The organism is Pseudomonas reactans (assembly GCF_013387025.1).
In the GTDB taxonomy this organism is placed as follows: Bacteria; Pseudomonadota; Gammaproteobacteria; order Pseudomonadales; family Pseudomonadaceae; genus Aquipseudomonas; species Aquipseudomonas reactans.
In genome coordinates, this window is the sequence record NZ_JACAQP010000006.1 from 492,932 (window position 1) to 507,616 (window position 14,685).

General features: G+C 61.7%; 12 protein-coding genes. 1 reads left to right on the forward strand and 11 read right to left on the reverse strand.

Annotation, left to right across the window (positions count from 1 at the left end; genetic code table 11):
- Positions 1-34: 34 nt before the first annotated feature.
- From ureC to urtA, 11 genes are all read right to left on the reverse strand, one after another.
- Positions 35-1,735 carry an urease subunit alpha gene (gene ureC, locus HX793_RS08610; RefSeq protein WP_177094695.1) on the reverse strand — a complete coding sequence of 567 codons (1,701 nt, stop codon included), beginning with the start codon at positions 1,733-1,735 and terminating at the stop codon, positions 35-37.
- Positions 1,736-1,803: 68 nt separating this feature from the next.
- A complete protein-coding gene (locus HX793_RS08615; protein WP_177051503.1) occupies positions 1,804-2,109 on the reverse strand; it encodes an urease subunit beta in 306 nt (101 codons plus the stop codon).
- On the reverse strand, positions 2,106-2,639 hold the full coding sequence (locus HX793_RS08620) for a GNAT family N-acetyltransferase (protein ID WP_177094697.1): 534 nt from the start codon (positions 2,637-2,639) through the stop codon (positions 2,106-2,108). Before HX793_RS08620 ends, HX793_RS08615 begins: the two co-directional genes overlap by 4 nt.
- Positions 2,640-2,644: 5 nt before the next feature.
- On the reverse strand, positions 2,645-3,157 hold the full coding sequence (locus tag HX793_RS08625; RefSeq protein WP_305729397.1) for a GNAT family N-acetyltransferase: 513 nt from the start codon (positions 3,155-3,157) through the stop codon (positions 2,645-2,647).
- 9 nt (positions 3,158-3,166) lie between these two features.
- The gene (locus tag HX793_RS08630; protein WP_010213535.1) at positions 3,167-3,469 is read right to left on the reverse strand and encodes an urease subunit gamma; all 303 of its coding nucleotides are present in this window, start codon (positions 3,467-3,469) and stop codon (positions 3,167-3,169) included.
- 3 nt (positions 3,470-3,472) lie between these two features.
- Positions 3,473-4,312 (reverse strand): urease accessory protein UreD, encoded by an 840-nt coding sequence (locus HX793_RS08635; protein ID WP_177051491.1) that lies wholly within the window; start codon positions 4,310-4,312, stop codon positions 3,473-3,475.
- 31 nt (positions 4,313-4,343) lie between these two features.
- Positions 4,344-5,042 carry an urea ABC transporter ATP-binding subunit UrtE gene (gene urtE, locus HX793_RS08640; RefSeq protein ID WP_016976967.1) on the reverse strand — a complete coding sequence of 233 codons (699 nt, stop codon included), beginning with the start codon at positions 5,040-5,042 and terminating at the stop codon, positions 4,344-4,346.
- A gap of 12 nt (positions 5,043-5,054) precedes the next feature.
- Complete coding sequence (gene urtD, locus HX793_RS08645) at positions 5,055-5,888, reverse strand: urea ABC transporter ATP-binding protein UrtD (RefSeq protein WP_178905468.1); 834 nt, start codon at positions 5,886-5,888, stop codon at positions 5,055-5,057.
- On the reverse strand, positions 5,885-6,952 hold the full coding sequence (gene urtC / locus HX793_RS08650; RefSeq protein WP_177094700.1) for an urea ABC transporter permease subunit UrtC: 1,068 nt from the start codon (positions 6,950-6,952) through the stop codon (positions 5,885-5,887). Before urtC ends, urtD begins: the two co-directional genes overlap by 4 nt.
- A complete protein-coding gene (gene urtB / locus HX793_RS08655; RefSeq protein WP_177058950.1) occupies positions 6,952-8,454 on the reverse strand; it encodes an urea ABC transporter permease subunit UrtB in 1,503 nt (500 codons plus the stop codon). Before urtB ends, urtC begins: the two co-directional genes overlap by 1 nt.
- Before the next feature lie 143 nt (positions 8,455-8,597).
- The gene (urtA, locus tag HX793_RS08660) at positions 8,598-9,863 is read right to left on the reverse strand and encodes an urea ABC transporter substrate-binding protein (RefSeq protein ID WP_016976971.1); all 1,266 of its coding nucleotides are present in this window, start codon (positions 9,861-9,863) and stop codon (positions 8,598-8,600) included.
- Between the two features lie 260 nt (positions 9,864-10,123).
- Here urtA and HX793_RS08665 point away from each other — a divergent pair, with 260 nt between their 5' ends.
- Complete coding sequence (locus tag HX793_RS08665) at positions 10,124-14,683, forward strand: DUF4329 domain-containing protein (RefSeq protein WP_177094703.1); 4,560 nt, start codon at positions 10,124-10,126, stop codon at positions 14,681-14,683.
- The last annotated feature ends 2 nt before the right edge of the window (positions 14,684-14,685 follow it).

Consider the following 14,685-nt stretch of genomic DNA (forward strand, 5'->3'; position numbering starts at 1 on the left):
AGATAAACCCACCTTCAGGGTTGATTAACCCTCATTAAAACAAAAAATATCGCTGCGCCATCGGCAGTACATCCGCCGGCTCACACCACAGCAACACCCCATCGGCCTTGACCTGATAAGTCTGCGGGTCCACCTCGATCTCCGGCAGGTAATCGTTGTGAATCAGGTCGGTTTTCTGCACATCGCGGCAACCCTTGACCACGGCGATCTGCTTCTTCAATCCCAGGGCTTCGGGCAGGCCGGCGTCCTGGGCGGCCTGGCTGATAAAGGTCAGGCTGGTGGCGTGCAGCGAGCTGCCGAAGCTGGCGAACATGGGGCGGTAGTGCACCGGCTGCGGCGTGGGGATCGAGGCGTTGGCGTCGCCCATCAGGCTTGAGGCAATCGCACCGCCCTTGAGAATCAGGGTTGGCTTGATACCGAAAAACGCCGGGCGCCACAGCACCAGGTCGGCCCACTTGCCCACCTCGATGGAGCCGACGATATGGCTGACGCCATGGGTGATCGCGGGGTTGATGGTGTACTTGGCGATGTAGCGCTTGACGCGGAAGTTGTCGTTGCCGGGGCCGTCTCCCGGCAGCGGGCCGCGCTGTTTTTTCATTTTGTCGGCGGTCTGCCAGGTGCGGGTGATCACCTCGCCGACGCGGCCCATGGCCTGGCTGTCGGAGCTGATCATGGAGAACGCGCCGAGGTCGTGCAGGATGTCTTCGGCGGCGATGGTCTCGCGGCGGATACGGCTTTCGGCGAAGGCCACGTCTTCGGCAATGCTCGGGTCGAGGTGATGGCAGACCATCAGCATGTCGAGGTGTTCGTCGATGGTGTTGCGGGTGAACGGCCGCGTCGGGTTGGTGGAGCTGGGCAGCACGTTGGGGAAACCGCAGGCCTTGATGATGTCTGGCGCGTGACCGCCACCGGCGCCTTCGGTGTGATAGGTGTGGATGGTGCGGCCCTTGAGCGCGGCCAGGGTGGTTTCGACAAAGCCCGACTCGTTGAGGGTGTCGCTGTGGATCGCCACCTGCACGTCGTATTCATCGGCAACGCTCAGGCAGTTGTCGATGCTCGCTGGGGTGGTGCCCCAGTCTTCGTGCAGCTTCAAGCCGATGGCGCCGGCCTTGACCTGTTCGATCAACGGTTCGGGCAAACTGGCGTTGCCCTTGCCGGTAAAACCGATGTTCATCGGGAACGAATCACTGGCCTGGAGCATACGCGCCAGATGCCACGGGCCAGAGGTGCAGGTGGTGGCGTTGGTGCCGGTCGCCGGACCGGTGCCGCCGCCGATCATGGTGGTGACGCCGCTGGTCAGCGCTTCTTCGATCTGCTGCGGGCAGATGAAATGCACGTGGCTGTCGATGCCGCCGGCGGTGAGGATCATGCCTTCGCCGGCGATCACTTCGGTGCTGGCGCCGATGGCCATGGTTACGCCCGGTTGGATATCCGGGTTACCGGCCTTGCCGATCGCGTGGATGCGGCCGTTCTTCAGGCCGACGTCGGCCTTGACGATGCCCCAGTGGTCGATGATCAGTGCGTTGGTAATGAGGGTGTCGACCACTTCATGGGCGAGCAATTGGCTCTGGCCCTGGCCATCGCGGATCACTTTGCCACCGCCGAATTTCACTTCTTCGCCGTAGACGGTGAAGTCCTGTTCGACTTCGACGAACAGCTCGGTATCGGCCAGGCGGACCTTGTCACCGACGGTGGGGCCGTACATGTCGGCGTAGGCGCTTCTAGAAATTTTCATGGGCATGCCTTGGAATTCAAGTGAATGTGAGAACGCTCGCGAGCTCGCTTTCGCCGGCAAGCCGGCTCCTACAGGTCGCCCATGATCTGTCCGGCAAACCCGAACACCCGGCGACCGCCGCTCAAATCGATCAACTCAATCTCCCGACTCTGCCCCGGCTCAAACCGCACCGCCGTCCCCGCCGGAATATTCAAGCGCATGCCGCGGCTCGCCGCACGATCAAACGTCAGCGCGTCATTGGTCTCGAAAAAATGGTAGTGCGAACCCACCTGGATCGGTCGGTCGCCGCTGTTGGCCACACTCAGGCTGATCGTACGGCGGCCGACGTTGAGTTCGATGTCGCCAGGCTGGATCTGATATTCACCAGGAATCATGCAGGTTGCCCCAGGGTCTTGAAGTAGATGGCGGTCGGGGTGTAGCGCCCGTCCGGGCTTTGGCAGTAGTCGGGCAGTTCACCGATTTTGGTGTAGCGCAGCGACTGGTAGAAGGTTTCGGCGGGTGAGCCAGCTTCAGTGTCCAGGTACAGCAGGCCGCGCTTGTGCTGGCGCGCTGCGAGTTCCAGGGTGTTCATCAATTGCTGGCCGAGGCCATGGCGGCGCGCGCTGCTGTGCACCAGCAGCTTTTGCACCTCGGCGCGGTTGAGGCCGTTGGCTTTCTGGCACAGCGCCAATTGCACGCTGGCGATCACCTGCTCATCACGCACCACCACCCAGAGCAACAGGCTGGTGTCTTCGATGCTCGCCTGCACGCCGCGCAGATACTCGCGGGCCTGGGCCTCGTCGAAATCGGCCATGAAGCCGACGGAAGCGCCGTGCCTGACCGCGTCGAGCAACAGCTTGATCAAGCCCAGACGGTAATGGGCAAAACTTTCCGCATTGACTCGACGCAGTTGCGCGGCGTTCATCGACGTCACTCCTTGGGCGGTTCGGCGCCCGGGTTCAAGGCCAGTTGCATGAAGGTCAGGTCCAGCCAACGGCCGAACTTGATGCCCACTTGGGGCATCTGCCCGGTGGTGATGAAGCCCTGGCGCTCATGCAGGCGGATCGAGGCCCGGTTGCCGCTTTCGATGGCGGCGACCATCACGTGTTTGCCGCAGGCGCGTGCGCGTTCGATCAACGCCTCCATCAACAACGGACCGAGGCCCTTGCCGCGCTGGTCGCTGCGCACATACACCGAGTGCTCGACGCTGTAGCGGAAACCCTCGAACGGCCGCCAGTCACCGAAGGAGGCGTAACCGGTGACTTCACCGTCTTCCACCGAGACCAGGATCGGATAACCCTGGGCATGCCGCGCACTGAACCAGGCCTGGCGGTTGCCAAGGTCCACCGGTTGCTCGTTCCAGATCGCTGTGGTGTTGAGGACTGCGTCGTTGTAGATCGCACGGATCGCCGGCAAATCGTTTTGGGTTGCGTCACGAATCATCATCAGGCCTCACGCAATCGGCTGGTGGACGGTGACGAGCTTGGTGCCGTCGGGGAAGGTGGCTTCCACCTGGATATCCGGGATCATTTCCGGGATGCCTTCCATCACTTGTTCGCGGCTGAGCAGGGTGGTGCCAAAGTGCATCAGGTCAGCCACGGTGCGGCCATCGCGAGCGCCTTCCATCAGGGCGGCGGAGATGTAGGCGATGGTTTCCGGGTAGTTGAGCTTCACGCCGCGCGCGAGACGGCGCTCGGCCACAAGGCCGGCGGTGAATATCAGCAGTTTGTCTTTTTCCCGTGGGGTCAAGTCCATGGTTCAGGTACTCCAGATTCGGGGGGGGACGGCTTCACGGCCCAGCACGGCGGGGCGTAACAGGCGCCATAAATCGATCAGCCAGGCGCGGGCATGCAGCGCTTCGCTGGCCAGGCAGCGGGCGACCAGCAAGCCCGGTAATTGGGTCAGGTCGCCGCGCACTGCGTGGGGCAGGGCGCGGCAGATGTCGAGTAATTCAGTGTCGATATCGCCCGTCAGCAGCAACGTGGCAAACACCGGTTGCCCGTCCAGGCCGATGGGCGAATCGAGCAAACCATCGGCGCCCACAATGCGCTGGCGCTCATGCCAGAGCAACTGGCCGTCGCGGCGGATATCCAGGTGCGATTGAAAGTGGCCCAGGTCAAAACGCTCGCCGCTGGCCGGGCGGCCGAGGGCAACCACGTCCCAGTAGAACAGGCGGGCATCGCCTTGCAGCGCGATGCGCGTGGTGAGTTCGGCCTGGGCGGCACTGAATACGATGGTTTCCTGGGGCAGCCATTCCAGGGTGGCGCCGGCTTCCACGGTGAGGTCCAACTGCTGGAATGCAGGGCCCTTGGCGCGGTACCACTTGGCGGCGCCAGGGCTGGTCAATTGTGCCCAGGCGCCGGCGCCGACGTGGGCGCTGATGTCCAGGCGATCCCCCCCGGCAATGCCTCCGGGCGGGTGCACGATGATGTGCTGGCACACCTCGGGGCCTTCGGCGTACAGGTGTTTTTGCACGCGCAACGGGCCGAGGTGGCGGCGCATTACCGGCCGCGTGGTGTCGCCGAAACGCGCGTAGCCGAGTTCCAGCTCGGCTTTCCAGCTGGGGGTGAACAGGGCGGGAGTAACGGGCAGGTTCATGGCAAAGAGCTTATCGTTAGGAGGCTACAGATTAGATGGTTACCAGGCCGCGTACACCTTCGCTTTCCATATTTTCACCTCGGCCCTGCTGCACGATTTCACCACGGGACATCACCAGGTATTGGTCGGCCAACTCGGCGGCAAAGTCGTAGAACTGCTCTACCAGCAGAATCGCCATGTCGCCGCGCTCCGCAAGTTTCTTGATCACCGCGCCGATCTCCTTGATCACCGAGGGTTGGATGCCTTCGGTGGGCTCATCCAGGATCAGCAAGCGCGGGCGGCTGGCCAGGGCGCGACCGATGGCGAGCTGTTGCTGTTGGCCGCCGGACAGATCGCCGCCACGTCGATGCTTCATTTGCAGCAACACCGGAAACAGTTCGTAGATGAACGCGGGCACTTCCTTGGCTTCTGAACCGGGAAATCGCGATAGCCCCATCAGCAGGTTTTCTTCCACCGTCAGCCGTCCGAAAATCTCCCGGCCCTGCGGCACGTAGGCAATGCCTGCGTGTACTCGCTGGTGCGGTTTGAACCCGGTGATGGCGCGGCCTTCCCAGTTCACCGCGCCTTCCTTGGACGGCAGCAAACCCATCAGGCATTTGAGCAAGGTGGTCTTGCCAACGCCGTTACGGCCGAGCAGGCAGGTGACTTCGCCGATCTTCACGTCAAATGACAGCCCGCGCAGGATGTGGCTACCGCCGTAGTATTGGTGCAACTTGTCGACTTGCAGCATGTTCAGCTCTCCTCAGCGACCGAGATAGACTTCGATCACCCGCTCGTTTTCCTGCACCTGTTCCAGTGACCCTTCGGCCAGCACGCTGCCCTGGTGCAACACGGTGACGTGGTCGGCAATCGCGCCGACAAACCCCATGTCGTGTTCCACCACCATCAGCGAGTGCTTGCCCGCCAGGCGCTTGAACAGTTCGGCAGTGAATTCGGTCTCGGCGTCGGTCATGCCCGCCACCGGTTCGTCCAGCAGCAACAGTTGCGGGTCCTGCATCAGCAGCATGCCGATTTCCAGGAACTGCTTCTGACCGTGGGACAGCAACCCGGCCTGGCGCTCTGCTGAGGCGGTCAGGCGGATGGTGTCGAGCACTTCGTCGATACGGTCTTTCTGCTCGCCACTCAAACGTGCGCGTAGGCTGGCCCACACGGATTTGTCGGTCTTCTGCGCCAGCTCCAGGTTCTCGAACACGCTCAGGGCTTCGAACACCGTGGGCTTCTGGAACTTGCGGCCGATGCCGGCCTGGGCGATCTGCACTTCGCTCAGGCGGGTCAGGTCCAGGTTTTCACCAAACCAGGCGGTGCCGTGGCTGGGCCGGGTCTTGCCGGTGATCACGTCCATCAGCGTGGTCTTGCCCGCGCCGTTGGGGCCGATGATGCAGCGCAGTTCGCCGACGCCGATGTACAGGTTCAGGTTGTTGAGTGCCTTGAAGCCATCGAAGCTGACGCTGATGTCTTCCAGGCTCAGGATGGTGCCGTGGCGGGTGTTGAGACCCTTGCCTGCAACCTGGCCGAGGCCGATCGCGTCGCGGCCGGCGCCTGCATCGAAAATAGGTTCCAGCATGACGTTCCTCATTTCTTCAGCAGGCCGATAACGCCCTTGGGCAGGTACAGGGTGACGATGATGAACAGCGCCCCAAGGAAGAACAGCCAGTATTCCGGAAAGGCCACGGTGAACCAGCTCTTCATGCCGTTGACCACGCCAGCGCCCAATAGCGGGCCGATCAAGGTGCCGCGCCCGCCGAGAGCGACCCACACGGCCGCTTCGATGGAGTTGGTCGGCGACATTTCGCTGGGGTTGATGATGCCCACCTGCGGCACATACAACGCACCGGCCAAACCGCACAGCACCGCGCTCAGTATCCATACGAACAGCTTGAAGCCGCGAGGATCATAGCCGCAGAACATCAGGCGGTTTTCCGCATCGCGCAGGGCAGTGAGCACCCGGCCGAACTTGCTGCGCGCCAGGCGCCAGCCGATGAACAGGCTCGCCACCAACAACAGCACCGTGGCCACAAACAACACCGCCCGTGTGCCAGGCTCGGTAATGCCGAAGCCGAGGATGCTGCGGAAATTGGTGAAACCGTTGTTGCCGCCAAAGCCGGTCTCGTTGCGGAAGAACAACAGCATGCCGGCAAAGGTCAGGGCCTGGGTCATGATCGAGAAATACACGCCCTTGATACGCGAGCGGAAGGCGAAGAAGCCGAACACCAGTGCCAGCAAACCTGGGGCTAATATCACCAGGCACATCGCCCAGAGAAAGTGCTGGGTGCCGACCCAATACCAAGGCAATTCGGTCCACGACAAAAAGGTCATGAACGCTGGCAGCTCATCGCCCGACGCCTGGCGCATCAAGTACATGCCCATCGCGTAACCGCCGAGGGCGAAGAACAGGCCGTGGCCGAGGGATAGCATCCCGGCATAACCCCACACTAGGTCCAGGGCGAGAGCGACGATGGCGTAGCAGAGGATCTTGCCCACCAGGGTCAGGGTGTAGGCCGACACATGCAACGGGTTTTCCGGTGACAGCAGTGAACATATTGGCAACGCCAGCAGCACAGCGAGAATCACCACGCCCACCGCAATCGTCACCTTGGGGCCTGCCTTTTGCGTGGCCGTCAGCATCAATGGTTGGTTCATCAGTCGATCACCCGTCCTTTCAGTGCGAAGAGTCCCTGCGGGCGTTTCTGGATAAACAGAATGATCAGCGCGAGGATCAGGATCTTGCCGAGTACGGCGCCGATCTGCGGCTCCAGGATCTTGTTGGCGATGCCTAGGCCAAAGGCGGCCATGACGCTGCCGGCCAACTGGCCTACACCGCCAAGTACTACCACTAGGAAGGAATCGATGATGTAGCTCTGTCCCAAGTCCGGGCCGACGTTGCCGATCTGGCTCAGCGCCACGCCGCCCAAACCTGCGATACCGGAGCCCAAGCCGAACGCGAGCATGTCCACACGCCCGGTGGGCACGCCGCAGCAGGCCGCCATGTTGCGGTTCTGGGTGACGGCGCGCACATTGAGGCCCAGGCGCGTCTTGTTCAGCAACAGCCAGGTCAGCACCACCACGCACAGCGCGAATGCGATGATCACGATGCGGTTGTACGGCAGCACCAGGTTGGGCAGCACTTGAATGCCACCGGACAACCACTCGGGGTTGGACACCTCGACGTTTTGCGCGCCGAACACCAGGCGCACCAGTTGGATCAGCATCAGGCTGATCCCCCAGGTGGCGAGCAGGGTTTCCAGCGGTCGGCCGTAGAGGTGGCGAATCACCGTGCGCTCAAGGGCCATGCCGATGGCGGCGGTGACAAAAAACGCCACGGGCAAGGCGATCAGCGGGTAGAAATCGATGGCTTGCGGCACGTAACGCTGCATCAGCAGTTGCACCACATACGTGGAGTAGGCGCCGAGCATCAGCATCTCGCCGTGGGCCATGTTGATCACGCCGAGCAGGCCGAAGGTGATCGCCAAGCCCAGGGCTGCCAGCAGCAAAATCGAACCCAGGGACATGCCGCTGAAGGCTTGCCCGAGGATTTCACCGAGCATCAACTTGCGTTTGACTTGGGCCAGGCTGGTTTCGGCAGCGGTGTGCACGGCGGCATCGGTTTCGACGCCGGGGGCGAGCAGCGCCTCAAGACGCGTGCGCGCCAGTGGATCACCGGTGCTGCCCAACAGGCGTACGGCGGCAAGACGAACGACGGGGTCAGGGTCGACCAGTTGCAGGTTGGCCAGGGCCAGGCTGAGGGCGGTGTGCACGTCCTCGTTGGTCTCACTGGCGACCTGCTGGTCGAGGAATTTCAGTTGCGCGGGCTGTGCGCTTTTTTGCAGGGTTTGTGCAGCAGCCAGGCGCACCTTGGGGTCGGCGGCGAGTAGTTGCTGGCTGGCTTGGACGTTGTCGATCAGGCTGCGCAGGCGGTTGTTCAGGCGTACGGTTTTGGTTTCACCGTTGACGGTGAGCTGACCTTGTTCAAGGGCGTCGACCAACTCGATGCGTGCCGGGTCGGGCTGGGCGGCCCAGTCCTGGAGCAGCTTGGCTTGTTGGCTGGGGTTGGCGGAGAGGAAGTCTTCGGCGTCGCTGGCGTGTGCGGCCAGGGGCAGCAACAGCAGGGCGGCGAGGATGAAACGGGAAAGGGCAGTAGGCATAACAAAGTGTCCTGATCATGCGCGGACTGGTTTTATGTGGGAGCGGGCTTGCTCGCGAATGCGGTGGATCAGTGACAGATGCATTGCCTGACACACTGCATCCGCGAGCAAGCCCGCTCCCACATTTTTTACCGAGTCGGGCTTTAGTTGCTCTTCACTGCATAGTCCGGCTTCTTGTCATTGCCCGGAATGTACGGGCTCCACGGCTGTGCCCGAATAGGCTCCTGGGTCTGCCACACCACCGAGAACTGCCCATCCGCCTGTATCTCACCGATCATCACCGGCTTGTGCAGGTGGTGGTTGGTCTTGTCCATGGTCAAGGTGAAGCCCGAGGGCGCGGCGAAGGTTTGTCCTGCCAGCGCTTCACGCACTTTGTCGACGTCGGTGGACTTGGCTTTCTCCGCCGCCTGCGCCCACATGTGGATGCCCACGTAGGTGGCTTCCATCGGGTCGTTGGTCACGGCTTTATCGGCACCTGGCAGGTTGTGTTTCTTGGCGTAGGCTTTCCAGTCGGCCACGAACTTCTGGTTCACCGGGTTCTCCACCGACTGGAAGTAGTTCCAGGCCGCGAGGTTGCCTACCAGCGGCTTGGTGTCGATGCCGCGCAGTTCTTCTTCACCTACGGAGAACGCCACCACCGGAACCTCGGTGGCCTTCAGGCCCTGGTTGGCCAACTCCTTGTAGAACGGCACGTTGGAGTCGCCGTTCACGGTGGAGATCACCGCGGTCTTGCCGCCGGCCGAGAACTTTTTGATGTTGGCGACAATGGTCTGGTAATCGGCATGGCCGAACGGGGTGTAGACCTCTTCGATGTCTTTGTCCGCTACGCCTTTGGAATGCAGGAACGAACGCAGGATCTTGTTGGTGGTGCGCGGGTAAACATAGTCGGTGCCCAATAGGAAGAAGCGCTTGGCCGCGCCGCCTTCTTCGCTCATCAGGTATTCCACCGCCGGGATCGCCTGCTGGTTCGGCGCCGCACCGGTATAGAACACGTTCGGCGACATCTCTTCGCCTTCGTATTGCACCGGGTAGAACAGCAGGCCGTTGAGTTCTTCAAACACCGGCAGCACGGACTTGCGCGACACCGAGGTCCAGCAGCCGAACACCACGGCGACCTTGTCCTGGGTCAGCAACTGCCGGCCTTTTTCGGCGAACAGCGGCCAATTGGAGGCGGGGTCCACGACCACCGGTTCAAGCATCTTGCCGTTCACACCGCCCTTGGCGTTGATCTCGTCGATGGTCATCAGTGCCATGTCTTTCAGCGATGTTTCGGAGATGGCCATGGTGCCCGACAGCGAATGCAGGATGCCGACCTTGATGGTCTCGGCGGCCTGGATCGTCCAGGTCATGCCCATGGCGGCAATGGATGCCGAAAGAGTGAAAGCCTTGATCAAGCTACGACGCTTCATGATGCGATCTCCGAGAACCCAAGTGTTGTTATTGGACAGATACCAGGGCATCTGCAAAGGCTGTGCCGAGCTGAGTGTGGGCGCCTCCGGCAAGGGTGTTGGCTGTTTGGGGGAGGGGCGTCGCACCAGAACGGCGCGCGTGCAGGGAAGCGGGTGCGCGAGGTGCGCCGAAGTGGTGCCTGGGTCGACAACTATCTAGCGCCACCTGCAAATGCATCGAAGGGACAGTGGCCGCTCCGTATTTTTCCAGGAGTCTGTTCATGCTGCGTGTCCCACGAGCCGCTACTGCAACACCGGTGCTGCCCCCGTTAAGCCCGCCCTTTATCACCGCCGACGATGCCGCCCGCTGGGCTCATGGGCAGATCAATCATCAGGTGGCCGACAAGGAATACGGTGGCGCCGTTCTCAAACAGGATGGTCTCTATTTCGCGACGACGCCGATAGCGGACCAGGCTCTTACCTTTGATCATCGAATCCTGTTGGCCACTGATGCTGCCGACAATTTCATCGCCCCCAGCGGTTATACCTGCGAAGCGCTTTATCATTCCCATCCTTCGGACATGGCGCAGGTAAAACTGCATAACCCCGGGATCAGTGATGATCACGCCTCAATGATGATGAGTTTTTTCTCGCCCGCGGACCTGGACTTCATCATTGAACACCGCCGTTCGGCCCCTGCTCATTATCTGTGTGGCCACGAGGGTTCGTTGCTTAAGTACGCGACCAGCGGCTCGGCTGCCGAGGTTCTGCTGCGAAAGCGCATTCGTGGCGAAGAGCCCTTCCCAGCCTCTGCGGACCGAGAGTCATTAGTCTGGATGGCCGCCGAGGCTGGCGACCTGCGCGTGGTGGTGCCCAATGTGCGCTGGGGCGGTGCGCGTGGGCGAGTGACGCGCGGCTGGAAAGTTAACGCAGCCGTCACCCAGGTAACAGAAGAACCGCCGTTCTTTACCCAGGTCTTCGACCTGCCCGAACTGGCTGTGCGGGCGGTTGCGGCGGCCGAGAATACCTTCGGCGTTGTGCTCAAGCACACCCTGAGTGACCGTTATGTCGCGACTTACCCCGAGCGAATACGCCAGCCATTGTTTGCAGCTGTTGGGCTCTTCCCCGAACGCGCCCCCGGCAAACCGCGGCTGCCGTCCAACTATCGGTTGGAGGCGATCTACTACCGGTCAAAAACCTCGCAGGCGGATGTGCCCGAGCGCGAGCCCTGGCTGTACACCACGTTCTTTACCCCGGCCGAAGTCGCGGCCGCTATCGCGCAGTTGTCGGCGACCCAGGCGTTGCAAAACCCGTTGCGTGGCTTGCACCTGTACCTGCGCGCGTCGGACGGTGCGCTGCTCACACTCAAGGTTCCGCAAGCCGCTGGCTCGGCCGAAGCGTTGGGCAACAACGCCCAAACAGCGCTGCTGTCGGGCGCCCTGAGCCCGCGTGACTATGTACGCCGGGTCATCGCTACAACGCCTTTGGCAGTGGTCGAGGCCGGCGTGCTCTGGCAGGTGATCGGCCCGGTGGAGAACACATCGGCGGTGCTGAGCAGCTTCCACGAAGCGGTATTGAGCCCGCTTTTTATTCACGCCCACGATGCGGCCGTCTATGCCCACGAGCAGGTCGGATTGAGGCGCGAGCGTGCCTACGGCGGTTACATTCTCAAGGGCCGGGACGGGCGTTTCTTGATCACCGAGCCTCGGGCCGCCGACGCCAACCCATTTGCTCATCAGTTGTTTGTACCGGCGCAGGGGCAAGGCCCGCTGATTCCGCCAGAGTCTTATCAAATACACGGGCGCTACGGCTCCCACCCGGCGTTATCGATGGTCGACCCCGGTTGGGTCAAGCAGCGCAGTTGGAGCCGCGACGACGCTCTGGTCAATTTGCAGGTCTTTAGCGCTGAAGAAATCCACGATGTGATCCAGTTGGGGCGCCCGGCGTATTTGTCGGGCGCCGACGACTGCCTGCTGGCGTACACCCCGAGCCGCTCCACGCAAGAGACGCTGCTTTCAAACAGCACAGAGCCAAAGCCAGGCGGCAGTGTGGCCCAGCAGCGACTGGACCGTGGGTTGGTCAAGCCTGCGCAGTGGGTGGTCAAACTGGCAGAGTCCGGTGATCTGCGGGTTGTTTTGGGCAATCCACTGTGGGGGCCGCGCTCGCCGGTTTACGCCGACTGGACGCCCGCTTTTGACTATGCGCCCAGGCTCGGCGCGCCCGACTATGCCACCTATGGCGCAGTGTTCAACACCGCCGACGAAGCGGCGCGCAACCTTCACACACGGGTGCATGCTCATAACCTTGCGGAGCAGGCGTACTTCGGTTTTATCCTCAAGCACAAGGAACAGGAGCGCTACCTGGCCACCGAGGTGGTAGGGGTCAATCCACAGGCCAAGCTGTTTAATCTCAACCGTGTGTTTGCACGGACGGAGGACCGTGATTATCGGTTTCCTGAAGGGTTTGTACTGTGCGCATTGTTCCGTTCGCAGCAGTGGCAGGCGAGGGGGCTGTCGGCATCCAGTGCCTGGTTGACCCGCCACTTTGTGATGCCCATGGTGCTGTATGCCGCGCTTTATGACAGTAAGCGCCGAGGGGAGAAGTACAATCAGGGGAAGAACCTGCCGGTGTATTTTTCAACGCAAGAAGGGGCGCTGCTGCGATTCGTGTCGCTGCCCTTCAACGTGGGCGGCGGCGGGGTCGTGGAGAGCGCTTTTGAAGAGGCCAGTACTGCCCTGGAGTCGGGTCAACTGACGCCACAGGCATTTGTTCGGCGGTGGGCCAATAACGGTGAACTCAGCGTGGTACGCACGAGTCCGTGCTGGGACCGGCAAGGGAGAGTGACGCGTACCTGGTCCGCCTACCAAAATCCGATCCGGCGGTGTGTTGGCCCGGCGTTCGCCAGCCTGGATGATGCGGCGCGTTATGCGGCAGCGATTGTCGGTGAGGGACGCCAGCGTTCGTATGGCGGAGTACTGCTGCGGATGCCCGAGGGCGGCTTTGTGGCGACAGACCCGCTGGCAGTTCCTCCCCAGGGCTATGAGCTGAATTGGATTTATCCGGATGCAGCCGTCGCGCAGGGGCTTTATCCGGCTGGGAGCCTCATCGTCGCGCGCTACCGTTCGGTGATCGCGCAGGAGGCGCAGATGCTGCTGGCGCCCACTCAAAAAGCGATCTACCAGAGCATGCTGCCCACCGGCGTGCTGGCAAATCTGTTACTGCGGGAAGTCCAGATAAAACGTGAATACCTGTTCGCTCCCGAGGGCGGGATCCTGTGCTATGAACTGACAGGGTCGGCTGATGAAGCGATGCTCAAGCGACAGTTAGCGCCGTTGAACCCGGCCAAAGAGGATCTCACTGACAATGGCATCGAACAGCAACTGCGTCAGGGGATCCTGCTGCCTGCCGATTTCGTCACGCAGGTGGCGAAGGCAGGCGAGTTGCGGGTGGTCAAGGGCGACGCGCTATGGAGTTTTGCCCGGCGATTGAGTGGCCCGTTCCAGCCTTACGTGGATAAGGCTGCCCCCCTGGAGATCAAGCAAGTCGCTGCAGACGTTCCCTGCAGTCCGATCTTTACCCAGGCCTACGACGCCGTGCGGTATGCGCAGCGCCGGTCATCCGCCCAGCCTCAGGTGCAGTTTGGTTATGTGCTCAAGTCGCTGAAACAACATGCTTACATAGCGACCCTGCCCTTGGTTCGCACCAACTACTACCGATTTGAGCAGGTGTTTCTCGACGGCCTGCTGCCTCAAGGCTATGCCTTGGACGGCTTATACCTGTGTGCCTCGACGGTGGCGATAGCGCCGATGACCGATGAAATGGCGATGAGCTTCTTCACGCCGCAAGCGATTGCCGATGGTGTCGGTTTTGTCAGCAACCTGGCGAGTAACGGACCGCTACCGCTCTACCTGCTGTGTGCCGATGGTGCCTTGCTCAGGTACTCATTCAAAAAAAATGGGCCCTCATCCCTGAATGCACTGTTCGTCGAACTGAGGGCTATCGGACGACAACTCCAAGACGCCGCCTGGAGCGTCGCCGACTACGTACGCAGGCTGGCAACCAGGGGCGAGTTGTATGTGCGTGTGTGCAGCACGGTGTGGGGCAAGGAACAGGCCGTTACCGGACAATGGCGACCCAAGGCCGCGCCTTGGCCTGTCGAGACCAACCCGCACTTGCTTTCATTCTGCGGACCGCTGTTCGGTCATGCGGATGACGCTGCGCGGTGGGCCGAGAATCAACTGGGCGTGTTCGACGCCAAGGAATACCTGGGGGCGGTGCTGATACCGCCAACGCTGCAGGGGTTTGTCGCGCTTGACCCTGTAGAGGACCGTCACGCCTGGCTGGAAGATACGATTGCGCAACTGTTCTGGTTTCACCATAAAGGGTTCGATGTCACGCGCGACCATCCGTTGTTCTCTTACGCCATCCATGCGGTGCACACGTTTTACAAGACCATCCCCTCGACCTTGAGCCCGGAGCCGTTGGACCAGGCATTGCTGCGCAATTTTGCCTCAAAGGATGATTTGCGGTCGTACGTGGACATTCTGACGAGCAACCGCCCGGAGGCCGAGAGTGTGTACCTGTCGTGTCGCGGCGGTGCGCTGCTCAAGTATGTGCCCAGCTTCACGGCAGACGAAACGCGATTGCTGAGTGTCGGTGCGTCACCTCGGCCCAGCGTGTGGGTCAGCCGTCTGCAGGCGGTTGGCAAGTTGTCCGTGCTGGACACTGACGCGTTCTGGACGCGCAAGGGGGAGTTGGTTGCGCAGTGGCAAACCGAAGATGTGCAAGCTGAACCTGACCCGCAGGCAGTGCTGTACGGCCGAGATAAAGACGAACTCTGAGC